The sequence below is a fragment of the Amycolatopsis sp. NPDC049691 genome (genome assembly GCF_040675005.1).
Taxonomy (GTDB): Bacteria; Actinomycetota; Actinomycetes; order Mycobacteriales; family Pseudonocardiaceae; genus Amycolatopsis.
In genome coordinates this window covers 96,234-119,523 of record NZ_JBFANX010000021.1, presented here as the reverse complement: position 1 = coordinate 119,523, position 23,290 = coordinate 96,234, and the positions used below count along the sequence as shown (strand labels likewise).

25 protein-coding genes are annotated in these 23,290 nt (G+C 72.1%); 9 read left to right on the top strand and 16 right to left on the bottom strand.

Annotated features, from left to right (window positions below; genetic code table 11):
- Positions 1 to 2 precede the first annotated feature (2 nt).
- The 6 genes from AB0J40_RS36885 to AB0J40_RS36860 are packed head-to-tail and all read right to left on the bottom strand — an operon-like array spanning position 3 to position 6,425.
- Positions 3 to 1,445: a UbiD family decarboxylase gene (locus tag AB0J40_RS36885; protein WP_364462866.1), complete on the bottom strand. Its 1,443-nt coding sequence runs from the start codon at positions 1,443 to 1,445 to the stop codon at positions 3 to 5.
- The gene (locus AB0J40_RS36880) at positions 1,442 to 2,212 is read right to left on the bottom strand and encodes an alpha/beta fold hydrolase (RefSeq protein WP_364462863.1); all 771 of its coding nucleotides are present in this window, start codon (positions 2,210 to 2,212) and stop codon (positions 1,442 to 1,444) included. The genes AB0J40_RS36885 and AB0J40_RS36880 overlap by 4 nt, the downstream gene beginning before the upstream one ends.
- Positions 2,209 to 2,688, bottom strand: a complete 480-nt coding sequence (locus AB0J40_RS36875; protein ID WP_364462861.1) for a (2Fe-2S)-binding protein — start codon at positions 2,686 to 2,688, stop codon at positions 2,209 to 2,211. Before AB0J40_RS36875 ends, AB0J40_RS36880 begins: the two co-directional genes overlap by 4 nt.
- Complete coding sequence (locus AB0J40_RS36870; protein ID WP_364462858.1) at positions 2,685 to 5,009, bottom strand: xanthine dehydrogenase family protein molybdopterin-binding subunit; 2,325 nt, start codon at positions 5,007 to 5,009, stop codon at positions 2,685 to 2,687. Before AB0J40_RS36870 ends, AB0J40_RS36875 begins: the two co-directional genes overlap by 4 nt.
- Positions 4,966 to 5,850 carry an FAD binding domain-containing protein gene (locus tag AB0J40_RS36865; protein WP_364462856.1) on the bottom strand — a complete coding sequence of 295 codons (885 nt, stop codon included), beginning with the start codon at positions 5,848 to 5,850 and terminating at the stop codon, positions 4,966 to 4,968. The genes AB0J40_RS36870 and AB0J40_RS36865 overlap by 44 nt, the downstream gene beginning before the upstream one ends.
- A complete protein-coding gene (locus AB0J40_RS36860) occupies positions 5,850 to 6,425 on the bottom strand; it encodes an SRPBCC domain-containing protein (protein WP_364462853.1) in 576 nt (191 codons plus the stop codon). Before AB0J40_RS36860 ends, AB0J40_RS36865 begins: the two co-directional genes overlap by 1 nt.
- A gap of 111 nt (positions 6,426 to 6,536) precedes the next feature.
- Here AB0J40_RS36860 and AB0J40_RS36855 point away from each other — a divergent pair, with 111 nt between their 5' ends.
- From AB0J40_RS36855 to AB0J40_RS36840, 4 genes are all read left to right on the top strand, one after another.
- Positions 6,537 to 7,301 carry an IclR family transcriptional regulator gene (locus AB0J40_RS36855; protein ID WP_364462850.1) on the top strand — a complete coding sequence of 255 codons (765 nt, stop codon included), beginning with the start codon at positions 6,537 to 6,539 and terminating at the stop codon, positions 7,299 to 7,301.
- A 273-nt stretch (positions 7,302 to 7,574) separates the two neighbouring features.
- Positions 7,575 to 8,897, top strand: coding sequence for an MFS transporter (locus AB0J40_RS36850; protein ID WP_364462847.1), 1,323 nt, complete (start codon positions 7,575 to 7,577; stop codon positions 8,895 to 8,897).
- A gap of 23 nt (positions 8,898 to 8,920) precedes the next feature.
- A complete protein-coding gene (locus tag AB0J40_RS36845; RefSeq protein ID WP_364462844.1) occupies positions 8,921 to 10,231 on the top strand; it encodes an MFS transporter in 1,311 nt (436 codons plus the stop codon).
- Positions 10,228 to 10,821, top strand: a complete 594-nt coding sequence (locus tag AB0J40_RS36840; protein ID WP_364462841.1) for a UbiX family flavin prenyltransferase — start codon at positions 10,228 to 10,230, stop codon at positions 10,819 to 10,821. Before AB0J40_RS36845 ends, AB0J40_RS36840 begins: the two co-directional genes overlap by 4 nt.
- Here the strand turns inward: AB0J40_RS36840 and AB0J40_RS36835 are convergent.
- A complete protein-coding gene (locus AB0J40_RS36835) occupies positions 10,754 to 11,146 on the bottom strand; it encodes a VOC family protein (RefSeq protein ID WP_364462839.1) in 393 nt (130 codons plus the stop codon). The two genes, AB0J40_RS36840 and AB0J40_RS36835, sit on opposite strands and share 68 nt — an antisense overlap.
- Before the next feature lie 75 nt (positions 11,147 to 11,221).
- Positions 11,222 to 12,109, bottom strand: coding sequence for a LysR substrate-binding domain-containing protein (locus AB0J40_RS36830; protein ID WP_364462836.1), 888 nt, complete (start codon positions 12,107 to 12,109; stop codon positions 11,222 to 11,224).
- A 73-nt stretch (positions 12,110 to 12,182) separates the two neighbouring features.
- On the opposite strand from AB0J40_RS36830, the gene dapA reads away from it, so the two are divergent.
- Entirely contained in the window at positions 12,183 to 13,058 is an 876-nt protein-coding gene (gene dapA / locus AB0J40_RS36825; RefSeq protein WP_364462834.1) for a 4-hydroxy-tetrahydrodipicolinate synthase, read from the top strand.
- Here dapA and AB0J40_RS36820 read toward each other — a convergent pair.
- Positions 13,006 to 13,674, bottom strand: a complete 669-nt coding sequence (locus AB0J40_RS36820; protein ID WP_364463029.1) for a methyltransferase domain-containing protein — start codon at positions 13,672 to 13,674, stop codon at positions 13,006 to 13,008. The two genes, dapA and AB0J40_RS36820, sit on opposite strands and share 53 nt — an antisense overlap.
- 156 nt (positions 13,675 to 13,830) lie before the next feature.
- Between AB0J40_RS36820 and AB0J40_RS36815 the strand changes: the two genes are divergently transcribed.
- Together AB0J40_RS36815 and glmS are read left to right on the top strand one after the other, a co-directional pair.
- Positions 13,831 to 14,103, top strand: coding sequence for a hypothetical protein (locus AB0J40_RS36815; protein WP_364462832.1), 273 nt, complete (start codon positions 13,831 to 13,833; stop codon positions 14,101 to 14,103).
- A 13-nt stretch (positions 14,104 to 14,116) separates the two neighbouring features.
- Positions 14,117 to 15,940: a glutamine--fructose-6-phosphate transaminase (isomerizing) gene (glmS, locus tag AB0J40_RS36810; RefSeq protein ID WP_364462829.1), complete on the top strand. Its 1,824-nt coding sequence runs from the start codon at positions 14,117 to 14,119 to the stop codon at positions 15,938 to 15,940.
- Here the strand turns inward: glmS and AB0J40_RS36805 are convergent.
- The 7 genes from AB0J40_RS36805 to AB0J40_RS36775 form a co-directional block, all read right to left on the bottom strand.
- Positions 15,889 to 17,064: an FAD-dependent oxidoreductase gene (locus AB0J40_RS36805; protein ID WP_364462826.1), complete on the bottom strand. Its 1,176-nt coding sequence runs from the start codon at positions 17,062 to 17,064 to the stop codon at positions 15,889 to 15,891. The genes glmS and AB0J40_RS36805 overlap by 52 nt on opposite strands.
- Positions 17,061 to 17,261 carry a ferredoxin gene (locus AB0J40_RS36800; RefSeq protein ID WP_364462823.1) on the bottom strand — a complete coding sequence of 67 codons (201 nt, stop codon included), beginning with the start codon at positions 17,259 to 17,261 and terminating at the stop codon, positions 17,061 to 17,063. The genes AB0J40_RS36805 and AB0J40_RS36800 overlap by 4 nt, the downstream gene beginning before the upstream one ends.
- Positions 17,258 to 17,914, bottom strand: coding sequence for a TetR family transcriptional regulator (locus tag AB0J40_RS36795; protein WP_364462820.1), 657 nt, complete (start codon positions 17,912 to 17,914; stop codon positions 17,258 to 17,260). Before AB0J40_RS36795 ends, AB0J40_RS36800 begins: the two co-directional genes overlap by 4 nt.
- A complete protein-coding gene (locus tag AB0J40_RS36790; protein ID WP_364462817.1) occupies positions 17,911 to 19,110 on the bottom strand; it encodes a cytochrome P450 in 1,200 nt (399 codons plus the stop codon). Before AB0J40_RS36790 ends, AB0J40_RS36795 begins: the two co-directional genes overlap by 4 nt.
- A gap of 120 nt (positions 19,111 to 19,230) precedes the next feature.
- On the bottom strand, positions 19,231 to 19,662 hold the full coding sequence (locus tag AB0J40_RS36785; RefSeq protein WP_364462814.1) for a pyridoxamine 5'-phosphate oxidase family protein: 432 nt from the start codon (positions 19,660 to 19,662) through the stop codon (positions 19,231 to 19,233).
- 4 nt (positions 19,663 to 19,666) lie between these two features.
- A complete protein-coding gene (locus tag AB0J40_RS36780; RefSeq protein WP_364462811.1) occupies positions 19,667 to 20,788 on the bottom strand; it encodes a cytochrome P450 in 1,122 nt (373 codons plus the stop codon).
- Complete coding sequence (locus AB0J40_RS36775; RefSeq protein ID WP_364462808.1) at positions 20,785 to 21,324, bottom strand: TetR/AcrR family transcriptional regulator; 540 nt, start codon at positions 21,322 to 21,324, stop codon at positions 20,785 to 20,787. The genes AB0J40_RS36780 and AB0J40_RS36775 overlap by 4 nt, the downstream gene beginning before the upstream one ends.
- A 91-nt stretch (positions 21,325 to 21,415) precedes the next feature.
- Here AB0J40_RS36775 and AB0J40_RS36770 point away from each other — a divergent pair, with 91 nt between their 5' ends.
- Both AB0J40_RS36770 and AB0J40_RS36765 read left to right on the top strand, forming a co-directional pair.
- Positions 21,416 to 22,435, top strand: coding sequence for an aldo/keto reductase (locus AB0J40_RS36770; protein WP_364462805.1), 1,020 nt, complete (start codon positions 21,416 to 21,418; stop codon positions 22,433 to 22,435).
- A complete protein-coding gene (locus AB0J40_RS36765; protein ID WP_364462802.1) occupies positions 22,432 to 23,289 on the top strand; it encodes an LLM class flavin-dependent oxidoreductase in 858 nt (285 codons plus the stop codon). Before AB0J40_RS36770 ends, AB0J40_RS36765 begins: the two co-directional genes overlap by 4 nt.
- The last annotated feature ends 1 nt before the right edge of the window (position 23,290 follow it).

Here is a 23,290-nt window from a genome sequence, read left to right as displayed (position 1 = left end):
GCTCACCCCAGCTCGGCACGCCACTTGCGTTCGAGCTCCCGCAAGAAGGCCGGAGAGCTTTCCGCCACCCGCGGAAAGCTCTCCAGCCGCTCGTACGGCCGGCAGGCGTCGATGATCGCGCGGCTGCTGAACGGCGGCTCGCCCTCGACCGACAGCGGGTCCAGCTTGCTTCCCCACGTCCGCTTCATCACCTCGATGTCGCCGGCCGGGTCGCTGCGCGTCGACATCGCCCAGACGACCTGGTCCAGGTCCGCCGGGTCGATGTCGTCGTCGACCACCACGACGTACCGGTTCAGGTACGCCGCCGCCGGGCACTGCGCGGTCAGGTACGCCACCTGACGCGCGTGGCCGGCGTACCGCTGCCGCAGCGACACCGCGATGAACAGCCGCCCGCCGCCCGATTCGTGGGCCCACGCCTTGACCACGCCCGGGACGCCCGAGGCCGCCAGCTCGTCGGAGATCATCGCCGACTTCATCACCGTGCGCATGTACGAATAGTCGTGCGGGGGCCTGCCCGGCGGGGCGCCGAGCAGGATCGGGTCGTCGCGGTGGTACAGCCGCGTGATGTCCACGGCCAGGTTCGGCCGGCGGCGGCCCGAGTAGTACCCCGTCCACTCGCCGAACGGGCCCTCCTCCCGCAGGTGGTCCGGCCGCAGCCAGCCCTCGATCGCCAGTTCGCTGCCCGCCGGGATCGGCAGCCCGGTGTCCGGCCCGGTCACCACCGGGACGCGCTCGCCGAGCACCGCCCCGGCGTACTCCAGTTCGGAAATCCCGTGCGGTACTTCGGTTCCGCCCAGCACGAGCAGCAACGGGTCGTGTCCGAAGGAGACAGTCACCGGCGCCCGGCCTTCGCGCTCGAACCAGCGGCGGATGTTCTGGTCGCCGTGCTTGCCGGGCACGACCGCGAGGGTGACGCTGCGCCCGCCGTCGGCCACCTCCATCCGGTAGCACCCGCCATTGTGGACACCCGTGTCCGGGTCGCTGGTGACGACGAAGCAGCCCGTCCCGATGAACCGGCCGCCGTCGTGCTCGTGCCAGCGCGGCACCGGGAAGGTCAACAAGTCGACTTTCTCGCCCGGGACCTCGTTGGCCAGCAGCGGTGCGTCGCCGACCGGCCGGACCGGGAAGTCCCGGGCCGCCGCCGCCCACCGCGACGGCTTCCCGCGCAGTGCCTCGACCACGCCGACGTCGTCGAGGTCGTCGCCCAGGCGCAGGGTCCGCCCGAACCGCCGCGGCGAGCCCGTGCTCCCGGTGAGCACGCGCATCCCCGCCGGGTAGCCGGCGATCTCGTCGAACAGCACCGCGGGCGCGCCGGGCAGCCGGTAGCTCAGCTCGGCGATCCCGCCGAGTTCGAGGTCCCAGTGCGCGCCCCGCACGGTCCGCAGCTCCCCGAACCCGGCGACGGCGTCGAGGTGCGGACGCAGGCTCAGCAGCGGTTCGGTCATGCCGGCTCCCCGGCGAAGTGCGCGGCGACGACCGGCCAGAGGTCCGGCCGTTCCAGCAGGCTCAGGTGCCGCGCACGGTCGAGCACCTCCAACCGCGCGCTCGTGATCCCCGCGGCCAGCTCACGCGACATCGACGGCGGAGTCGCGTAGTCCTCCGCCCCGACCAGCACCAGCGTTTCGGCCCGGACGTCACCGAGCCGGTCCCGCGCGTCCAACGCGCCCAGCGCCCGGCACGCGGCCGCGTGCGCCTTCGAGTCCGTCGCGACGAAGATCTCGCACACGCGCTCGACCTCGTCGGGACGGGCCGCGCGGAACGCGTCGGCGAACCACCGGTCCCGCTGGAACTCCAGCTGGGCGCGGCGGTCCAGGCCCAACGCGCGCTCGGCTCGCTGCGCCCATTCGGCGGCGCTGTCCGAGCCGTACCACGCGGTCGCGTCGGCGAGGACGAGCCGGTGCACCAGGTCCGGGCGGCTCGCGGCGAGCACCAGCGCCGTGCTGCCGCCCATGGACAGGCCGAGCACGTCGGCCGGGCCCGCGCCGAAGTCCTCGATGACCGCGGCCGCGTCGGCGGCCATGTCCTCGACCGTGAACTCCGAGCCGTCCCAGGAGGACTCGCCGTGGCCGCGGGCGTCGAGGGCGAGGACCTGGTGCCGCTGCCCGAGGTACTCCGCGACCGGGTCCCAGACCGCGCCGCTGAGCGCGAGCGGGTGCAGGAGCACGACGGGCCGCCCCTGGGTCCCGGTGCGGTGGACGTGCAGTTCTTTCACGCGCTCTTCCTTCCCTCGCGGGCTGCGCGGCGGGCGGCCGCGGCCTTGATCGCGGTGCGGATCTCGCCGTAGGTGCCGCAGCGGCAGATGTTGCCTTCCAGGTGTTCGGTGACGTCGTCGTCGGTCGGGCGCGGGTTCTCGTCGAGCAGCTCGTGCGCCATCAGCACGAAGCCGGGGATGCAGTAGCCGCACTGCATCGCGCGGGCCGCGACGAACTCCTCGACCACCTCGTCGCCGTCCGGCAGTCCGTCGGCCGTCGTGATCTCGGCGTCGTCGTACCGCGCGGCGCGGGCCAGGCAGCTGGAGACACTGCGTCCGCTCACCAGGACAGTGCAGGCCCCGCACGCGCCGACGCCGCAGCCTTCGCGCGCGCTCGTCACGCCGAACTCGCGGCGCAGCACGTCGAGCAGCAGCTCGTCGTCGGCGACGGCGAGGCGGCGGCGCCGTCCGTTGACGGTCAGCTGGATCTCCCTCATGACGGCTCCTGCTCGGTGATCGCGGTGAGGATCCGCTCGGGGGTGAGCGGCAGCTCGGTCAGCCGGACGCCGGTCGCGTCGCGCACGGCGTTGGCGATCGCCGGCGCGAGCGGGATGATCGCGGTCTCCCCGACCCCCTTGGCGCCGAACGGCCCGGTCCGATGTGGACTTTCGACGACGATCGGCGTCAGCTTGTCCGGCATGTCCTTGATGGACGGCAGCTGGTAGTCCAGCAGGGTGCCGTTGACGATCTGACCCTCGTCGAACACGAGCTGGTCGAACAGCGCGTGGCCGAGGCCCATGAGCGCCGCGCCGGAGAGCTGCTGCTCGACCAGCGCCGGGTTGATCGCGCGGCCGACGTCGCCGGCGACCGCGAGGTGCTCGACGTGCACGCGCCCGGTCGCGGTGTCGACGGTCAACTGGACAGCGGCCGCGCCGGCGAACCAGTGCTCGGTGACCTGCGCGGACTGCCCGGTCTCGTGGTCGTAGGGCTGCCACGACGTGCTGAAGTTCGCCTCGGCGGTGAGCGTGGTGCCCCGCGCGCCGAAGTGGGCGAGCAGCAGGTCCGGGATGCCGACGGTGGCCTGGTTCTGGGCGCTGACGAGCCCGTCGCCGGTGATCTTGAGATCGGTCGGCTCGACGTCGAAGTGCTTCGCCGCGAGCGCGATCAGCTTGTCCCGCATGGACTCCGCGGCGAGCCGGACGGCGTTGCCGGTGTGGTAGGTCGAGCGCGAACCCGCGGTGATCGTGTCGTACGGCGTGACGTCGGTGTCCGCGCCGATGACGCGTACCCGGCCCTCGCCGAGGCAGAGCACCTCGGCGGCGATCTGCGCCATGATCGTGTCGCTGCCCTGTCCCATGTCGACGGTGCTGATCAGCACGGTCGCCGAGCCGTCCTGGTTGAGCTGCACGGTCGCGTTGGAGATCGTCGGGGTCAGCACGGCCTTGATCCCGACCGCGACCCCGCGGCCGCGCACGAACCGGCCGTCCGCCGGCGGCAGCGGCTCGGACCAGCCGATCGCTTCGGTGACGGCGTCCAGGCAGCCGACGAAGTCCGCGCTGTGCATCGGGGTGCCGACGGGCGCGATGTCGCCCTCGCGCAACAGGTTGCGCCGCCGGAACTCGGCCGGGTCTTCGCCGCGCTCGCGCGCCAGTTCGTCCACAAGCGACTCGTGGGCCCACGTCACCTGCGGCACGCCGAAGCCGCGGAACGGCCCGGCGGACGGCTTGTTCGTGTAGACGCACCGGGACCGCACCCGCACGTTGTCCACTTTGTACGGACCGGTCGCGACCATGCCGGACTTGGCCGTGATGCGCGGGCCGACGTCGGCGTAGGCGCCGGTGTCGTACCGGACGTCGGCGGTGGCGGCGACGATCCGGCCGTCCTCGTCGGCGGTCATGCTGCCCGACACGGCGGCGCCGTGGCGCGTGGTGAGCAGGAACGCCTCCTCGCGGGTGGCGGTGATGCGCACGGCTTTGCGCTGCGTCCACGCCAAGGCCGCGACCAGCGGTTCGAGGCGGTCGTACATCTTGGCGCCGAAGCTGCCGCCGAGCGGCGCGGTCCGCACCCGGACCCGGTTGAGCGGCAGGTCGAGCAGGTCGGCGAGGCTCTGGCGGACGTACGACGGCGTCTGCGTCGTGGCCAGCACCTCGACGCGGTCGCCTTCGGGCCACGCGGCCGCGTACGGCAGCTCGATCGGCACGTGGTGGGTCGGCGGTGCCCAGAACTCCGCGCTTACCTTGGTTCCCCCGGCGGCGTCGGGATCGCCCCGGCGCAGGGTGAACTCGTAGTTGACGTTCGTGTCGCGTTTGCCGCGCAGGTGCTTGAGGTCGCCGAACACCGCCGACGGCCGGAGCTCCTCGTGCACGAACGAACCCCCGGTGATGGCGGCGTCGACGTCGTGCACCGGGTCCAGCTCGTCGTAGTCGACCTGGATCTCCTCGGCCGCCCTGCGGGCCGCCGCGACGCCGTGCGCGAGCACGGCCGCGACCGGCTCGCCGACGTACCGGACCTTGCCCACGGCCAGGCACGGCTGGTCGGAGAACGCGGGCCCGGTCATCATCCGGTCGCCGAGCAGGGCGAACAGGTCCGCGCCGGTGACGACCGCGACGACGCCCTCGGCCGCGAGCGCGCGGGAGGTGTCGACCGCGACGATCCGCGCGTGCGGCCGGGTGCTGCGGTGGACGGCGACGTCCAGGCAGGGCCGGACGGGTTCTTCGGCGGCGTACCGGAATTCGCCGCGGACCTTGGCGCGCCCGTCGGTGCGGGCCCACCGCTCACCGACGGCGGCGCCGGCCGAGGAACGGGATCCGTCGCTCATCGTCTCGCTCCTTCCAGGAACCTCGCACGGCTTCTTCGACGGCCACCAGGCCGAGCCGCGTCTTGTAACCGCTTCCCCCGCGCACGTCCGGCAGGGGGTCGATCAGCGGCCGGGCGACTTCCTGCGCCGCGGCCACGGCTTCGCCGACCGGGGTGTCGCCGGCCAGCTCGAACTGGGTGAACACCGGCACGTGGGCCAGCGCGCCGAGCCCGAGCCGGACCTGGCGGCGACCGCGCGAGGCGGGCACGACCAGCGCGGCGGCGGACGCGGCGGGCCAGTCGTTGACCGCCAGGCTGGACAGCTTGGCGAAGTGCGCGCCCGCGTCTTCGGGCTGCCGGGGGATTTCCACCGCGGTGATGATCTCGCCGGGTTCGAGGGCCGTCCGCTGGAAGTCGACGAAGAACTCGCGGGCGGGCACGGTCCGCCTGCCCCGCGCCGACGTGAGCTCGACGCGGGCGCCGAGCACCATCAGCGCGGTCGGCGGGTCGAGCCGGTAGTCGCCGTGCGCGAGGTTGCCGCCGACGCTCGCGGTGTTGCGGACGCGCGGGTTGGCGACCCGGCCGTAGACCTCGGCGGCCAGCGGCGCGAGCTCCCGCACGAGCGGGCTGGTTTCCAGCTGCCGCAACGTCACGAGCGGGCCGGCGCGCAGGCCGTCCTTGGTGCGGGTGATCTCCCCGAGCCCGGGGACCGCGCCGATGTCGACCAGGTCGGAGGCGAAGAGCACGCCCTGCTTGAGCAGGATCTGGACGGCGGTGCCGCCGCCGTAGACCATCGCGTCTTCGCCTGCCGCCATGATCGAGCACGCTTCGCCGAGCGTGTCCGGGTAGTGGTAGACGGGCATCAGCTCTGCTTCCCGAACAGGCGCGCCAGCAGGCGGCGCCACCACGAGACCGGCGGTTCGGTCTTCTCCACCGGACCGTTGCGCCGCTCGACGACACTGCGCAGGCCCGGGTTGGCCGGCCCCGGCGGCCCGGCGGCGCAGATCTCGGAGAAGGCCGCGACGAACTCCTTCTCGACCTCCTGCGAGCGGCGGCGCACCAGCGACTCGCCGAGCCTGCCGATCCGGCCCCAGATCGCGACGTCCAGACTGTAGTCCACTTTGGACGAGTCCGCGCCGTCCGGCCGGACCGCGAGCCGGGCGTCGATCTTGATGGAGCTGCCGAGCTTGTGGTCCTCGCCCTTGAGCAGCGCGCGCACCAGCTTCGGCTCGTCCAGTTCGGTGATCTCCGCGGAGAACCCGGCGCTGAACCGCACGTGCGCGATCTCGTTGACGAGCCGGCCGCGGTAGTGGGTGGGATCCGCGCGGTCGAGCTCGGTGCAGCCGGGCACGCTGACCCGCATCGAGTCGGGATCGAGGAAGTGCGCGAACACGCGATCGTGTCCGGCGGGGACGAGGAAGGAGGATCCGAGCTTCATATGACCACCAGAGAGGACTAGGTGTCTAATATAGAGGACACTAACACGGTCCTGGCGACAGGCAAACCCGCTCGGCTACCGTGCGCGAAGGAAGAACGACGAGGGGCGAGGATGACGAGCGACGTACCAGCGGTGCTGAGCGCCGTGCGGCTCCTGGAGCGGATCGCCAGGGACTGGCCCGACCCGGTGGCATCCGGGGTGCTCATCGAGGAGCTCGGGCTCAACCGCAGCACCTGCTACAACATCCTCGGCACCCTGCAGCGGGCCGGCTGGACCACCAGCCGCGACGGCTGGTCGCTCGGCCCGCGGCTGCTCGCGATGGCCCGCCTGTCCGAGGACTGGATGACCGAGATCGTGCAGCAGGAGCTGGACGACCTCAACCAGCGGATCAACTTCGTCGTGTTCGCGGTGCAGCCGCACGGGAAGGGCGAGTACGCGGTGCTGGCCAAGGGCGACCGGGGCAAGGGCGTCCGGATCACCGTCGGCGTCGGCGACACGTTCCCGTTCTCCGCGCCGGCGATCATGCGCGCGTTCCACGCCTGGTCGGACCCGGCCGAGGTCGACCGGCTGGTCGAGCAGTTCGGCGTCGAGGAGTTCACCCCCGAGACGGTCGCGACCTCCGACGAGCTGCGCGAGATCCTGGACGACACCCGCGAGCGCGGGTACGCCGAGAGCATCCGGGAGTACGACCTCGGCCAGTCCGGCGTGGCGGCACCGGTCTTCGACACGCAGGGCCGCGTCCGCATGGTCGTGTGCTCACTGGCGTTCGCCTCGGAGCTCAACGAGTCCACTGTGGATCACTACGGTGCCCTGATCCGCGAATGCGCCCTGCGGATCACCGAACGCACCGGAGGTGCGGCGAAGGTTTCCGGCTGAGGCGCCTCGCACGACGTGACCGGCCCATCCGGTTCACCAGTCCACAGTGGATCATGCGCTCCGATCCGCCACCGCGGGAGCCGAAGTCGTCTCTTCGACGCAAACACGGGCTACCTCGGTTATCTGAGCCGCAACTGCGGAACCACCGCGATCCGCCACCCTCGCCACTTTCTTGACCTCACTCCCCGGCTCGCCTACCGTTCCCGCCAGCAGGACTCGATGTCCTCGATGGAGGACAAGATCCGGCCCATGGCGGCCCGGAAAGGAGATCCCGTGTCCGAGGTCGCGCTCGCCCGGAAACCCTGGGCCAAGACACTCGACCGCACGCAGTGGCGGTCGCTGCTCGCCGCGAACCTCGGCTGGCTCTTCGACGGCTTCGAGACCTACGCGCTCATCCTGACCGCCAGTCTCGTCCTCAGGACACTCGAGCCCGGCGCGCCGGCGACGCAGGTGTCGTTCCTGACCGGCGCCACGATCGCCGTCACGCTGCTCGGCTGGGGCTTCGGCGGGATCGCCGGCGGGGTCTTCGCCGACTACTTCGGCCGGCGCAAGGCCCTCCTGACCTCGATGGTGCTGTACGCCGCGTTCACCGGCTTCACCGCTCTTTCGTGGTCGTGGACCTCGTTCCTCGTCCTGCGGTTCATCACCGGCTTCGCGCTCGGTTCGGAGTGGGGCACCGGCACGTCGCTCGTCGCCGAGACCTGGCCCGCGCACGCGCGCGCCAAGGCCGCCGGCCTCATGCAGTGCGGGCTCGGGCTCGGGTTCTTCGTCGCCTCGGCGTGCTGGTACTTCATCGCGCCGCTCGGGCCGGCTTCGTGGCGGTACATGTTCCTCATCGGCGTGCTGCCCGCGCTGTTCGCGTTGTGGTTGCGCCGCAAGGTGCCCGAGTCCGATTCGTGGACCGGCGCGCACCGCCGCCGCCGCGAGCTGAAGCGGCGGGACGGCGAGCTGACCGCCCACGAGAAGTCGTTCACCCGCTTCACCCTGCGCCAGATCCTGGTCGACCCCAAGCTGCGCAGGCTGACCGTCCTCGGCTCGCTGATGTCCCTCGTCACCACCCTCGGCTGGTGGGGCATCTCGACCTGGGTCCCCGCCTACGTCGCCTCGCGCGCCGCCGGCTCCGGCCAGTCCGCGACCGAGTGGGCGAGCGGCGCCGGGATGATCTACAACGCCGGCGCGATCGCCGGGTACGTCGCCTTCGGCTTCATCGCCGACCGGGTCGGCCGGAAACCCGCGGTGCTGCTGTACTTCGCCGCCTCGCTCGTCCTCACCCCGGTGCTGTTCCTGTGGACGCACGACCTCGGCCTGATCGTCGTCGTGCTCGTCGTCAACGGCTTCTTCACCCTCGGGCAGTACACCTGGATGCCCGTGTGGCTGCCCGAGTTCTACCCCACCCACCTGCGCGCCACCGGCGCGGCGTTCGTGTTCAACGCCGCCCGGTTCGTCGCCTTCCTCGGCCCGCTCACCGCCGGCGCGATCATCTCGAAGCTCGGCGGGTACGGCGTCGCCGCGACCGCCGTCGGGTCGATCTACGTGCTCGGCCTCGTCGTCGCCCCGTTCTGCCCCGAGACCCGGGGTCACCAGCTGCCCGACTGATCCCCGGAAAGGGGAACCCTCCTTTGTCGACCCTGCGCACGCCCACCGGTGCCGGTGGGCTCACTTCGGCACGCCCGCACACCGCCCGCATCCTCTTCTTCGCCTTCCTCGGCACGCTTTTCGACGGCGCCGAGCTCAACCTCGTCGGCTACCCACTGTCCTATCTGGCCGAAAGCTTCCACGTCAGCACCATCCAGATCGTGCAGGTCGCGACGCTGCAGGGGTTCGCCTCGATCGCGGGCGGAATCCTGTGCGGCTGGCTCGGCGACCTCTACGGCAGGCGGTGGACCTACACCGGGTCCGTGCTCGCGTTCGGCGTCGCCGCGCTGCTCGGCGGCCTCGCGCCGAACTACTTCGTGTTCCTGCTGACCCGGCTGCTCGCGGGCGTCGGGATGGGCGGGCTGTTCGGGCTGTCGTTCTCGATGTTCGCCGAGTGCTGGAAGACGCGCAAACGCGGCATGATGGGCGGCTCGATCCAGGCGATGTACTTCGTCGGCCAGATCCTGACCGAGGGCGTGGTGTACGGCTGCCTCGTCGCGTTCGGCGAGGACCGCGGCTGGCGCACCGGGTACGTCCTGATCGGCGTCGCGACGCTGGTGATCGGCGTGGCCGCGGCCGTGCTGCTGCCCGAGTCCGAGCAGTGGCTGCTGTACCAGCGCGAGCTGAAGGCGGGCCGCGTGCCGGAGGAGCTGCGGCGCACCAAGGTCCCGTTGTTCGACGTGTTCCGCGGCGGCTACGCGCTGGGCACGATCGTGTTCATGGCGCTGGCGACGGCGTTGTTCCTGACGACGAACTCGCTCATCTCCTACCTGTCGACCTTCCTGATCAAGGTGGAGAAGGTGCCGCTGGGCACCGCGAGCCTGATCGTCCTCTTGGGACTGGTCGTCACCGGGATCACCTACCCGGTCACGGGAATCCTGTCCGACGTCCTCAAGCGCAAGTGGGCGATGTTCGCCTCGGCGGTCTTCGGCGTGCTCGGGTTCGGCTGGTTCCTGAGCCTCGTCGTGAGCGGCACCGCCAAGATCGGCACGGACTTCTGGGCGTACCCGACGTTCTGGGCGCTGATGATGTGCGCCGGCGGCAGCGGCGGGTTCGGCGTGCTGGGCATCTGGATGGCCGAGTTCTTCCCGACGCGCGTCCGCTCCAGCGGGTCGAACCTGTCCTACTACGCCGGCCGCGGGTTCGGCGCCGGCCTGTTCCCGCTGGTCGCGCTGTCCCTGGCGGGGACGGTGCCGCTCGCGCTGGCGCTCGGCATCGTCGGCCCGGTGGCCGCGGCGGTCCTCGCGCTGACGGCGCCGGACTCGACGGGACGGCGCATCGAGGCGATCGAATGACCACGCTGGTCGTCGCCATCACCGGCGCCAGCGGCGCGTGCTACGGCGTGCGGATCCTGGAGCTGCTGGCCTACCGGCCGGACGTCGAGGTCCACCTGGTCCTGTCGAAGGCGGGCGCGGTGACCGTGCGCCACGAATGCGGGCTTTCCCCGTCGGACTTGGGAAAACTCGCGGCGGTGCACCACCGGCCGGGCGAGATCGGCGCGTCCATCGCGTCGGGCTCGTTCCCGGTGGACGCGATGCTGGTGGCGCCGTGCTCGATCAAGACGTTGTCGGCGATCGCCTGGAGCTACACCGACGACCTGGTCGGTCGCGCGGCGGACGTGTGCCTCAAGGAGGGGCGGCCGCTGCTGCTGATGGTGCGCGAGACACCGTTGCACCTGGGACACCTGCGGGCGATGACCGCGGCCGCCGAAGCGGGCGCGATCATCGCCCCACCGGTCCCGGCGTTCTACCCGCACCCGGCGACGGTGGACGACCTGGTGGACCACACGGCCCGGCGGGCGCTGGCGCGCGTCGGGGTCACCGACCTGGCCCCGCCGGCGTGGGACGGCGACCTCGCGGGCTCCGATCGGCGAACTCGACGGTGAAGCCGTCGGGGTCGCGCAGCTGGAGCTGCCGTTCGAAACCGCGGTCGCGGGGCGGGCCGGGCACGGGGACCCCGCGCGCGAGGAAGTCTTCGTAGAGCTCGTCGAGGTCGTCGGCGAGCAGTTCGACCTGGACGAACTGCCGCAGGCGACCGGCTTCCCGATCGACGACGGCACCGAGTTCCAGGAGGCCGAGGGTGCCGGAATCCAGGCGCAGCAACACGAAGCGCCCGTTGCGGACTTCGACGGTGAACCCGAGCGAGGTGTAGAACGCGACCGAGCGGTCCAGGTCGCTGACGGGCAGGCTCAGGCCGGCGAACGTGATCAAGGCGCACTCCTTCGACGTGGTGCGCCATGGGGGTTCCGGGCGGGCGTTCCGACGCTGCACCCGCTTGCGGCCAGCTTAACCGAGTTCCGTGAGCAGCGCCCGGATCGCCGGGCTGGCGTCGGCACTGCGCCGCCACGCCGCGTGCACCTCGCGCTTCGGCTGCCGGCGCAGCGGGCGCGCGACCAAGTCCTCGCCCAAAGGCGGGCGGGCCAGCCGGGGGATCAACGCGATCACCTCCCCCGACGCGACCAACGCCAGCTGCGTCGCGAAGTCGTCGACCAGGTGACGGACGTCCGGCTCCGCCGGCGCGTCCGCGACCAACCGGCGGAACCACTGGTGGCACACCGTTCCCGGCGGGCTGGTCACCCACGCGTGCCCCGCGAGGTCGAGGCGGCCCAGCGGGGTGGCGGCCGACGCCAGCGGGTGCGCGCGGCTCAGTACCACGTCTCCGACGTCGGTGTACACGAGCCGTTGCGTCAACGACGAGGGCGCCGGGGCCGGCAACCCGTCGGCGTCGTGGACGAGCGCGAGGTCGGCCGTTCCCGCGTCGACGCTGCGCAGCGCTTCGTCCGGGTCCTGCTCGGTGATCCGCACGCGCAGGTCCGGGCAACGCTCCGCCAGTCCCCGCAGCACCGGGGCCAGCAGGCCGCGGATCGCCGTCGAGAACGCCACCACCCGGAGCGTGCCGCGCGGCGCTCCTTCCGAGACCGACTGGGCCGCTTCCGCGCAGCGCTCCAGCGCCTGGAACACCGACGGCGCCGCGTCGACGATGGCCTGGCCGGCCGGGGTCAGCACCACTCCTCGGCCCGCCGGCGCCAGCACGGGGACGCCGACCTGCCGCTCCAGGCGTTTGAGCTGCTGCGACACCGCCGACGCCGTGAACCCCAGCTCGTCGGCCGCCTTGGCCAGCGTTCCCAGCGCCGCCACCGACCGCAACGCCCGCAGCGCGCCCACCTCGATCATCAAGCCAGGCTACGCAATACTCCCAAAAAAGCATCGCTGGACCGCACCAATCGCGGCGGGCAAGGTCGACGTCATGACCGACTTCGGCGCCAACCTCGTCGCGATGGTGACCCCCATGCAGCCCGGCGGGGCACTCAGCGAACCCGGCCTCGCGGGCCTCGTCGACCACCTGCTCGCCACCGGCTGCGACGGCCTCGTCGTGGGCGGGACGACCGGCGAGTCCCCCACCCTCACCGAGCCGGAAGCCGCCGCGCTCGTCCGGAGCGTGGTGACCCGCGTCGCCGGCCGGGCCCGGGTGATCGCCGGCGTCGGGACGTACGACACGGCCGCGAGCATCCGCCGCGCCCGCGACGCCGAGGCGGCCGGCGCGGACGGGCTCCTGCTCGTCTGCCCCTACTACTCCCGGCCGACGCAGGCCGGGGTGGTGGCCCACTGCCTCGCGGTGGCCGACGCGACCGACCTGCCGGTGATGCTCTACGACGTCCCCGCGCGCGCCGGTATCGCGATGACGCCGTCGACACTGGCCGAACTCGCCGCGCACCCCCGGATCCGGGCGGTCAAGGACGCGAAGGGCGACCTGTTCGAGGCGATGACGGTCATGGCGGGCACCGGGCTGGCGTACTACTGCGGCATCGACGAGCTGAACCTGCCCTATCTCGCGTGCGGCGCGGCGGGCCTGGTGAGCGTGGTCGGCAACGTGGCGGCGGACCGCACGGCGGACCTGATCGCCGCCGTCCGCCGCGGCGACCTCGAATCGGCGCGCGCGATCAACCAGTCGCTGGTTCCCTTGGTGGAAGCGATCATGCGCTCGGGCCCGGGGACGACCGCGGCCAAGGCGGCGCTGGCCGAACTCGGGGTCATCCCGCACGCGACGGTCCGGCTCCCGCTGGTCGAGGTCAGCTCGCGGGCAGCCGGTACACCGACACGTGCGACCGCGATCGCGTCGTGAATTCCCCGCCGGTCCAGTCCGCGTGCCGGGACTCCAGCTCGAACCCGGCCAGCCGGCCCATCAGGTCCAGCTCCGCCGGCCAGATGTAGCGCTGCGGGCACCGGCTCACCCGGGCCTGCCGCCCGTCGCCGAAGGTGAAGTGGTGGGACACCAGGTGCTGGCGCACGGTGTCGTACGTGTCCACGCCGACGTACCCGGATTCGGCCGTGAAGACCAGCGCGTCCTGGCCCGGCGGGAGCCGCCGAAGCTCGGGGACGCCCAGCTCGACCACGAACCGGCCGCCGGGGCTCAGGTGGCGGGCCGCGTTGCGGAAGCACGCGATCTGCTCGTCCTGGGTCAGCAGGTTGCCGATCGTGTTGTAGACCAGGTAGACCAGCGAAAACTCGCCCGGGGCCGTCGCCGTGGCCATGTCGCCGACGACCACCGGGATCGCCGCCTTCGAACGCAGCTTGGCGAGCATGGGCTCGGAGAGCTCGATGCCCGTCACCGACACGCCCCGCTCGGCGAGCGGGACGGCCACCCGGCCGGTGCCGATCGCGAACTCCAGCGCCCGCCCACCGCCGGCCAGAGCTGCGAGGCGGTCGACGACCGGGCTCACGACCTCCGGCGCGAACATGCCGCGGCCCGGGGTGTCGTAGCGGTCGGCGGCTTCGACGTCCCAGATGTCTTCTTGACGCACACCTCCACCCTCACCGCCACCCCGGAAACTGTCCAACCAGTAAAGCTTGCCCGATTTCGGGCAAGAATTTGAAGTTCGCGACACGGCCAGGGCATGATGGCCGACGTGGCAGAGACCGACATCGTCGAGCGCGTGGCCGCGTCCACCGGCCTGCCGCCGGGGGTCGCCGCCCGCGTCGTCGACGACGTCCTCGCCTACTACCGGACGCCCACCGAGGCCTACGTCCGCCGCCGGCACGCCGAGCTGCAGGCCGAGGGCCGGAAGAACCCCGAGATCTTCCCGCTCATCGCCGCCGAGCTGCGCGGCAGGCTGGTGGCCGCGCCCGACCTGTCCGAGCGCCAGCTGCGGCGCATCGTCTACGGCTGAAAGAAGGTTCGCCATGTGCGGGATCGTCGGCTACATCGGCGGCCAGAACGCCGCCCCCATCCTCCTCGAAGGCCTCACCCGGCTCGAGTACCGCGGGTACGACTCCGCGGGCATCGCCGTCCTCGGCGCCAAGGGCGCCCCGCAGGTCCACCGCGTCGTCGGCCGGGTCCGCAACCTCGCCGCCGCGCTGCCCAAGCGCCTCACCGGCAAGGTCGGCATCGGCCACACGCGCTGGGCGACGCACGGGCCGGCGTCGGAGGCCAACGCGCACCCGCACACCTCCGAAGACGGCCGGATCTCCGTCGTCCACAACGGCATCATCGACAACGCCGACGCGCTGCGCGCCCAGCTCGCCGACGCCGGGGTGACCCTCACCTCCGAGACCGACACCGAGGTCCTCGCCCACCTCATCGCGCGGTCGGCCGCCGAAACGCTCGAAGACGCCGTGGTGGAGGCGGTTTCGCGGATCACCGGCACGTACGCGATCGCCGTCACCGACAGCGAGCACCCCGACCGCCTGGTCATCGCGCGCAACGGCTCGCCGCTGATCATCGGCGTCGGCGAGCGCGAGATGTTCGTCGCCAGCGACCTCGCCGCACTGGTCCGGCACACCTCGCAGGTCGCGCACCTCGACGACGGCGAGTTCGCCACGGTCTTCGCCACCGGCTACCGCACCTTCACCGTCGACGAGAGCGACACCACCAAGCCGGCCACCGAGATCGACATCGCGGCCGAAGACCTCGACCTCGGCGGGTTCCCGCACTACATGGTCAAGGAGATCCAGGAGCAACCCGAATCCGTGGAGCGGATGATCCGCGGCCGGCTCGACGACCGGTTCGGCGTCGCCCGGCTCGACGGGCTCAACCTGACGCCGCGGGAGCTGCGCGGGTTCAGCCGCGTGAAGATCCTCGGCTGCGGCTCGGCCTACTACGTCGGCCAGATCGGCGCGACGATGATCGAGGAGCTGGCGCGGATCCCGGCCGACGCCGAAGCCGCGTCGGAGTTCCGCTACCGCAACCCGATCATCGAAGCGGACACGCTCTACATCGCGGTCAGCCAGTCCGGCGAGACGATCGACACCGCGTTCGCCGTCGAGGAGATCAAGCGCAAGGGCGGCCGGGTGGTCGGTCTCGTGAACGTGGTCGGCTCGACCATCGCGCGCGCCTGCGACGGCGGCGTCTACCTGCACGCCGGCCCGGAGATCGCGGTCGCCTCGACGAAGGCGCTGACGAACATGGCCGTCGGTTTCGCGCTGATCGCGCTGTCCCTCGGCCGCGTGCGCGATCTGTCCAATGCGGACGGTCAGCGGATCATCGACGCGATCCGCGCGCTGCCCGGTCAGATCAAGTCCGTCCTGGACGCCGAACCGGAGATCGCCGAGCACGCGAAGGCCGCGGCCACCGCGAAGAGCCTCTTCTTCATCGGCCGCGTCCGCGGCTACCCCGTGGCCCGCGAGGGCGCGCAGAAGTTCAAGGAGATCTCCTACCGCCACGCCGAGGCGTACCAGACGTCCGAGCTGAAGCACGGCCCGCTGGCCCTGATCGACGACACGCTCCCGACGGTCGCGATCGTGCCCGCCGACGAGCTGGCCGACCGCAACCTCGCGGCGGTGCAGCAGATCCGGGCCCGCGGTGGGTCCGTCCTGGCCGTGACGCACGAAGACGTCGACTTCGGCGAGCTGGACGTCCCGCGGATCGTCGTGCCGCGGACCGAGCCGGAGCTCGACCCGATCCTGCTGACCATCCCGCTGCAGCTGCTCGCCTACCACGCCGCGCTGACGCTGGGCTACGACATCGACAAGCCGCGCAACCTCGCCAAGTCCGTCACCGTGGAGTGAAGCCGGGCCTGCTTGGGCATGTTCCAGCCCAGCACCCCGGCCACCCGGCCACCCTCGCGGTACTCGGCCACGAACCGGTTCGCCGCCACCTCGCCTTCCACAATGGACACTTCGGCGTCCGCGGACAGCATCCCGTGCACGTGGATCCTGGCGTCGAACTGGTTGGTCCAGAAGTAGGGCACCGGCGTGTACGGGCGGTCCTCGCCGAGGATGTTGCCCGCCACCGCGGCCGCCTGCTCGGTCGCGTTGGTCCGGTTTTCCAGGCGCAGCAGCGCGTCGAGGCCTTCGTGGTGCCAGCGGGCCACGTCGCCGGCCGCGTAGATGCCGTCCGCCGCGCGGCAGCGGGAGTCGCACACGACGCCGTTGTCGCACAGCACCCCGCTGCCCGCCAGCCAGTCCGTCGCCGGTGCCGCGCCGAACGCCACCACGGTGACGTCGGCGGGCAGCACTTCACCGTTCTCCAGGCGGACACCGGTGACTCGACCGTCCTCCGAGGACAGTCCGGTGACCGCGCTCCCGAGCCGCAGCTCGACCCCGCGGCCGGCGTGCAGCTCGGCGAGCAGGCCCGCGGCCGGCGGCCCGAACTGGTAGGCGAGCGGCGCGGGCTGCGGGCCGGCCAGGGTGACCGGCACGCCGAGCCCGCACACGGTGGCCGCGATCTCCGCGCCGAGGACGCCGTCGCCGACGACCGCGACCCGCTTGCCCGGCGCCAGGTCCGCGCGCAAGCCGAGCGCGTCGTCGAGGGTGCGCAGCACGTGGACGCCCGCGAGGCCGTCCTGGCCCGGCAGGGTGCGTGGCCGGAGCCCGGTCGCGAGCACGACGGCGTCCGCGGTCAGCTCCCGCCCCTGTGCCGTGTGGACGGTCCGCTCGCCGGCGTCCAGCCGCACCGCCGGATCGCCGAGCACGAACTCGGCGTCCAATGCGGACAGCGCGGCCGGGGTACGCAGGCTCGTTTGCGAAGGCGTCCAGCTGCCGGCGAGCACCTGCTTGGACAGCGGCGGCCGGTCGTACGGGAGGTGCGGCTCCGCACCCAGCACGGTCACATCTCCGTCGTAGCCCTTGCGGCGTAGGGCTTCGACGGTCGCCAGTCCGGCCGCTGAAGCGCCGACGACCAGGACGTTCACGCGTCCTCGCCGACGGAGATCGCGACGCCCGGGCAGACGCTCGCCGCCTCCCGGACGGTCGCGTGCAGCTCTTCGCCGGGGTTCTCGTCGAGCAGGATGACGATGCCGTCGTCGTCGCGCTGGTCGAACACGTCCGGCGCGAGCATCACGCAGGTGCCGGCGCCGCAGCACTTTCCTTCGTCCACAGTGACCTTCATGCCTGTTCCTCTCCTGGGTTGCGGGGTGTGACGGGGGCGAGCCAGAGGCCGACCAGTGCGTCGGTGAGGCCGATGGCGGCTTCGCGCCAGCTGGCTCGCGGGGTGTCATCGCCTTCGGCCAGCGCACGCTCGCGCTCGGCCATCGTGTGGATCAGCAGCTGGCGGGTCATGGCGTTGCGTTCGGCGCGGACGTCGGCGGGCAGCTCGGGCAGGCACCGGCTCAGCCCCTCCACGGTCCGCGCCAGCGACGGCGAGGAGAGCGTCTCGACGGCGACGGCCGACCGCAGCGACGGCTCGGTCATCACCTGCGCGGTGAACCGGGCGAACCAGCTCGGCGTGCCGGCGCGCGCCAGGTACTCGGTCGAAGGGTGGACCAGGCAGCGGACCCAGTCGCGCAGGTCCGCGTGGTCGCCGAGCCCGGCGAGCATGCGCGCCCGCAGGTCCTCGACCGCCGCGGAGTGCCGGCGGGCGATGGCCCGGACGAGGTCGGCGCGGGTGCCGAAGTGGTAGCCGACGGCGGTGTTGTTGCCCTGCCCGGCGGCCTCGCTGATCTGCCGGTTGGACACGGCGAGCACGCCGTGCTCGGCGTAGAGCCGTTCCGCCGCGGTCAGAATCGCCTCCCGCGTCGCCTGCGCCCGGTCCACCGCGGTCACCACCGGACGGGCAGTTCCCGCAGTCCGCCGACGGCGAGCCCTTCGACGCGGCGCAGCTCGTCGGCGGGGACGGCCAGCTCGAGCGACGGCAGCTTGCGCAGCAGGACTTCCAGCGTCACCTGCAGTTCGGTGCGGGCCAGCGGCTGCCCGAGGCAGGCGTGCGCGCCGGCACCGAACGCGAGGTGCGGGTTCGGGCTGCGGCCGAGGTCCATTTCGGACGCGTTCTCGAACGCGGCCTCGTCGCGGTTCGCCGCGGCCATGCTGCACATCGCGGTGGTGCCGGCGGGCAGGACGGTGCCGGCCACCTCGAAGTCGTCGGAGAGGTAGCGGGACATGCCGATCCCCGCGTTCGCGTCGAACCGCAGCGATTCCTCGACCGCGGTGCGCACGAGCGCCGGGTCGGCCAGCAGCCGCTCCCACCGGGTCCGGTCGGCGAGCAGCAGCGCGACCATCTTGGCGATCATGTTGGCGGTGGTCTCGTGGCCGGCGATCAGCAGGCCGATGCCGGTGGCGATCAGCATCGCGTCCGGCCAGCCTTCGGGCAGCAGCGCGCTGAGGATGTCGTCGCCGGGGTCGGCCCGCTTGGCGGCGATGAGCCCGCCCATGTACCGCCCGAACTCCTGCTGCGCGGCGTCGAACTCGGCCTGGGTGTAGCGGGTCATGCTGAGCATGACGTCCGACCAGTGCGCGAACCGGTCGCGGTCGGAGTCCGGGACGCCGAGCATGTCGCAGATGACCCAGACGGGCAGCGGGAAGGCGAGCCCCGCCTTGAGGTCCCCGGGCGCGCCCTTCGCGACGAGGTCGTCGACGAGCTGTTCGGCCATCGCGGCCATTCCGGGCCGCAGCGCGGTCATCCGCTTGGCGGTGAACCACTTCCCGATCGTGCGGCGCCAGGTGAGGTGGGCTTCGCCGTGCTGCGGGAGGACGGTCGCCATCTCGCTGTTGAACACCCCGCCGGACTCGGTGTCGGCGACGCGGGCGGCGTTGTCGGCGGGTGTGGGCCGGGTCCACCGCGGATCGGACAGCACGTTCTTGACGTCGGCGTAGCGGGTGATCAGGGCGGCTTCGTCGCCGCTGGCCAGCCGCACGGGCGCGACCGGGCACTTCGCGCGGAACTCGGCCCACTCCGCGGGCGGCGCGAGCGCGGTTTCGGCGACGAACGGGAAGCGCGGCCGCTCGGTGTGGCTTTGCGTCATGGCGGTCTCCTCGTTGGTGAATGACCCCTACGAGGCAGCATGGCCATGGAACTTGATTACGTTAAGCGCTTGACTTAAATGTCGGCGACACCGGAGCGCGCCCGGGCGCTGCCGGCCGGGCTACTCGCGCTCGACCTTGCGCAGGCCACCCTCGGGCGTCCACCACTCGACGACCAGCAGCGTCGCCGCCGCGTTCAGGTGCGTGTGCACCACCTCGGCGATGTCGACGCGGAACCGCTCGCCGTCGTCGACGGCCCGGCCGGAGATCTTCGCCTCCCCCGGCCACTTCGCCTCTTCGCCGTCGACCGGGTCGATCGTCGCGCTGTGCAGCGCCACCCGCGGGTCCCGCCGCAGATCGGCGCCCTTGCGCGCGTTCGGCATCGAGCCGAACGTCAGCTCGCCGTCGTCGAACTTCGTCTCGATGCCCGAGATCCGCGGCGAACCGTCGGCCCGGAGGGTCGCCATCGTCTTGTGCCTGCGCGCGTCGAACAACGTCCGCACGCGCTTCGCGAACTCGGGTTCCGCCGCCTCGACCTCACGCCACGCCGTCATGCGGTCATGATGGCAGCCACCGCGCGGGGACGGCGACGGGTTTGCGGAACACCAGCCCGATCGGTGCGGCCGGCTCCGCCAAGGCGATCCCGGGCAACCGGTCGAGCACGGTCTCGAGCGCGATCCGCGCCTCCAGCCGGGCGAGGTCGGCGCCGAGGCAGAAGTGCGGCCCGTGTGCGAACGCCAGCTGTTTGCGCAGGTCCGGCCGGTTTGGGTCGAAGACGTCCGGGTGCTCGAACACCGCCGGGTCGCGGTTGGCGGCCGTGAGCGAGACCGTCACGAGGTCGCCCTTCGCGATCGACGCCCCCGCCAGCTCGACGTCGCGGGTCGCGTACCGGTCGACCACCGCCGCCGCGGGCTCCAGGCGCAGCGACTCCTCGATCGCGGCCGGGACGAGCGCGCGGTCGGCCCGCACCTCCGCCAGCCGCGCGGGTTCGCGCAGCAGGTGCAGCAGGAGGTTGGCGATCATGCCCTCCGTCGTCTCGATGCCGCCGAACATCAGCACCGCCGCGTTCGACACCACCTCCGGCAGCTCCAGCGCCGAGGCCGCCTCGGTGAGCAGTGAGGGTCGCCCGACCGTGCCTTCGATGTGCGCGCGCAGCTCGCCGAACGCCTCCGCACCACGCTCCCCCGGCGAACGGCCGGCCGAAATGTCGTCCACTGTGGACACGATCGCGTCGTACCAGGCCAGCACCTTCGCGGTGTCGGTGCCGTCCAGGCCCAGCGCGTCCGCCACCACGGCGACCGCCAGCGGACCGGCCAGCGCCCGCCGCAGTTCCGCGCGCCCGGCGGCGGCGAACCCGTCGACCAGCCGGGCGCATTCGCCACGGACGAACCCTTCGAACCTCTCGGAGATCTCCCGCGGCCGGAAGTGCCGGGCGAACGGCGTCCGGTGGCGGGCGTGCTCGCCCGCGTCGAGCGAGAGCATCGACGGGCCGACGACCCGGGCGGTCGAGAAGCGCGGATCGTCCACGGTGAAGGTGGCCGCGTCGCGCATGACCCGCAGCGCGAGGTCGTGCCGCGTGACGAGCCAGCCGTTCAGCTCGGGCAGCCAGGCCACCGGCTCGGTCGCCCGGAGCCGGGCCAGCAGCGGGTACGGGTCGGTCGTGAGCTGCCCGACCGTCACGCCCGCAGCCCCGCGATGAGCAGCCCGACCAGCCGGCGGGCGTCGTAGTCGGGGTTGTCGTCCTCCGCGCCGATGCACAGGTTGCCGACCCCGCGCATCAGCTCCAGCGGGCGCACCTTCGCCGTCAGCCCGGCGGCTTCGAGCAGCTGGGCACACACCGGGACCAGGCGATCGAGGAAGTACGCGTGCAGCGTCGCGAAGCCGTCGCCCTGCAGGACGCCCGCGAGCCCGTGCTTGGTCACCAGGAAGTCGACGAACAGGTCGATCCACCGGCTCAGCGCCTCGTGCGGCGAGGACGCCGTCTCCAGCAGCGCGGGACCCGCGGCGGCGCAGGCTTCCACCTGGTGCCGGTAGACCGCGACGATCAGGTCGGCGCGCGTCGGGAAGTGGCGGTAGATCGTGCCCATCCCGACGCCGGCCTTCGCCGCGATGTCCCGCACCGGGGCGTCCACCCCCGACGCGACGAAGACCGCGGCCGCCGCGTCGAGCAATGTCTTCTCGTTGCGCCGGGCGTCCGCGCGCTTGGGTTTGCTCACCACACCTCCCGGGGTTGCTAACCGGAACGATGCTCCGTATCGTTAGCGGAGCAACGTTCCGCTTGCCATCATCCCACGGAGGGACCCCCTCATGCAGTACCGCACCCTGGGCCGCACCGGCGTCCAGGTCAGCAGCCTCGCGCTCGGCGCGATGAACTTCGGCGCGATCGGGCGCACCACCCAGGACGAGGCCACCGCCATCGTCGACGCCGCCCTCGAGGGCGGGATCAACCTCGTCGACACCGCCGACATGTACGGCCAGGGCGAGTCGGAGGTCATGGTCGGCAAGGCGATCAAGAACCGCCGCGACGACCTCGTGCTCGCCACCAAGGCCGCGATGCCGATGGGCGAGGAGCGCAACCACCGCGGCACCTCGCGCCGCTGGATCTTCAAGGCCCTCGAAGACAGCCTGCGCCGCCTCGACGTCGACCACGTCGACCTGTACCAGATGCACCGCTGGGACCCGGCCACCAGCGACGAGGAAGCGCTTTCCGCGCTGACCGACCTGCAGCGCGCGGGCAAGATCCGCTATTTCGGCTCGTCGACGTTCCCCGCGTACCGGATCGTGCAGGCCCAGTGGGCCGCGCGGGAAAACCACCTGGGCCGGTACGTCACCGAGCAGCCCAGCTACTCGATCCTGCAACGCGGCATCGAGGCCCACGTCCTGCCGGTGACGCAGGAGTACGGCCTCGGCGTGCTGGCCTGGAGCCCCCTGGCCTCGGGCTGGCTCTCGGGCGCGGTCCGCGCCGGGCGGGAGATCACCACGAACCGCGCCGGCGCCCTGCCCCAGCGCTTCGACCTCGCCGACCCGGCCAACCAGGCCCGCCTCGACGCCGTCGAGCAGCTCGTCAAGATCGCCGAGCAGGCGGGGCTTTCGCTGATTCAGCTGTCGCTCGGCTTCGTCACGGCGCACCCGGGCGTGACCAGCGCGCTCATCGGCCCGCGCACCCTCGACCACCTGAAGTCGCAGCTCGCGGCGGCCGACACCGTCCTGCCCGCCGACGTCCTCGACGAGATCGACGCGGTCGTCGCGCCCGGCGTCGACCTGGCCGCGCACGAGAAGTTCGACACCCCGCCCGCCCTGCTCGAGAAGTCCCTCCGGAGGCGATGATGACCAGCTTCGGCATCCTGACCGCGCCCATGAACGTGGGCTACGAGGAGATCCGGCGCGTCTGGCGTGAAGCCGACGAGATCCCCGAGATCGAGCACGCCTGGCTGTTCGACCACCTCATGCCGATCGGCGGCGACCCGGACGGCCCGATCTTCGAAGGCTGGACACTGCTTTCGGCGCTGGCCGCGCAGACCGAGCGGATCCGGCTCGGCCTGATGGTCACCAGCAACCGCTTCCGGCCCCCCGCGGTGCTGGCGAAGATCGCGACCACGGTGGACATCGTGTCCGGCGGGCGGCTCGACTTCGGCATCGGCGCCGGCTCCCGCCCGAGCCACCCGCTGGCCCGCCGGGAGTACGACGGCCACGGGCTGCCCTACCACACCCAGGACGACGCCGTCGCCGCGCTCGCCGAGGCGTGCACGGTCATCCGTCGCTTGTGGACCGCCGAGGAGCCGTTCGACTTCGACGGCGAGCACGTCAAGCTGAAGGGCGCGTTCGGCAACCCCAAGCCGGTGCAGCGCCCGCACCCGCCGATCATGATCGGCGGCCGGGCGAGCGCGACGCTGCGCGTGGTCGCCGAGCACGCCGACCAGTGGAACATCCCCGGCGGCGGCGACATCGACGACCTCGCCGGCCGCAGCAGGCTCCTCGACCGCTACTGCGCGGAGATCGGCCGCGACCCGGCTTCGATCCTGCGCTCGATCTTCCTCGCCGTCGACTACGACAAGCCGGCCGCCACCCGGGAAAAGATCGAAGAAGCGGTCGGTGCCGGGTTCGGCCACGTGGTCCTCGGCCTGGCGAACCCGTATCCGGACGGCGTGGTCCGGTGGGTCGCCGACGAGCTGATCCGCTGAG

Bases quoted from the DNA above. Each gene is read 5' to 3' on its own strand.
- AB0J40_RS36865 (WP_364462856.1), bottom strand. From the start codon at position 5,850: ATGCCCGTCTACCACTACCCGGACACGCTCGGCGAAGCGTGCTCGATC.
- AB0J40_RS36885 (WP_364462866.1), bottom strand. From the start codon at position 1,445: ATGACCGAACCGCTGCTGAGCCTGCGTCCGCACCTCGACGCCGTCGCC.
- dapA (WP_364462834.1), top strand. From the start codon at position 12,183: ATGACCGACTTCGGCGCCAACCTCGTCGCGATGGTGACCCCCATGCAG.
- AB0J40_RS36765 (WP_364462802.1), top strand. From the start codon at position 22,432: ATGATGACCAGCTTCGGCATCCTGACCGCGCCCATGAACGTGGGCTAC.
- AB0J40_RS36840 (WP_364462841.1), top strand. From the start codon at position 10,228: ATGACCACGCTGGTCGTCGCCATCACCGGCGCCAGCGGCGCGTGCTAC.
- AB0J40_RS36830 (WP_364462836.1), bottom strand. From the start codon at position 12,109: ATGATCGAGGTGGGCGCGCTGCGGGCGTTGCGGTCGGTGGCGGCGCTG.
- AB0J40_RS36855 (WP_364462850.1), top strand. From the start codon at position 6,537: ATGACGAGCGACGTACCAGCGGTGCTGAGCGCCGTGCGGCTCCTGGAG.
- AB0J40_RS36860 (WP_364462853.1), bottom strand. From the start codon at position 6,425: ATGAAGCTCGGATCCTCCTTCCTCGTCCCCGCCGGACACGATCGCGTG.
- AB0J40_RS36875 (WP_364462861.1), bottom strand. From the start codon at position 2,688: ATGAGGGAGATCCAGCTGACCGTCAACGGACGGCGCCGCCGCCTCGCC.
- AB0J40_RS36815 (WP_364462832.1), top strand. From the start codon at position 13,831: ATGATGGCCGACGTGGCAGAGACCGACATCGTCGAGCGCGTGGCCGCG.
- AB0J40_RS36790 (WP_364462817.1), bottom strand. From the start codon at position 19,110: ATGACGCAAAGCCACACCGAGCGGCCGCGCTTCCCGTTCGTCGCCGAA.
- AB0J40_RS36800 (WP_364462823.1), bottom strand. From the start codon at position 17,261: ATGAAGGTCACTGTGGACGAAGGAAAGTGCTGCGGCGCCGGCACCTGC.
- glmS (WP_364462829.1), top strand. From the start codon at position 14,117: ATGTGCGGGATCGTCGGCTACATCGGCGGCCAGAACGCCGCCCCCATC.
- AB0J40_RS36870 (WP_364462858.1), bottom strand. From the start codon at position 5,009: ATGAGCGACGGATCCCGTTCCTCGGCCGGCGCCGCCGTCGGTGAGCGG.
- AB0J40_RS36820 (WP_364463029.1), bottom strand. From the start codon at position 13,674: ATGTTCGCGCCGGAGGTCGTGAGCCCGGTCGTCGACCGCCTCGCAGCT.
- AB0J40_RS36785 (WP_364462814.1), bottom strand. From the start codon at position 19,662: ATGACGGCGTGGCGTGAGGTCGAGGCGGCGGAACCCGAGTTCGCGAAG.
- AB0J40_RS36770 (WP_364462805.1), top strand. From the start codon at position 21,416: ATGCAGTACCGCACCCTGGGCCGCACCGGCGTCCAGGTCAGCAGCCTC.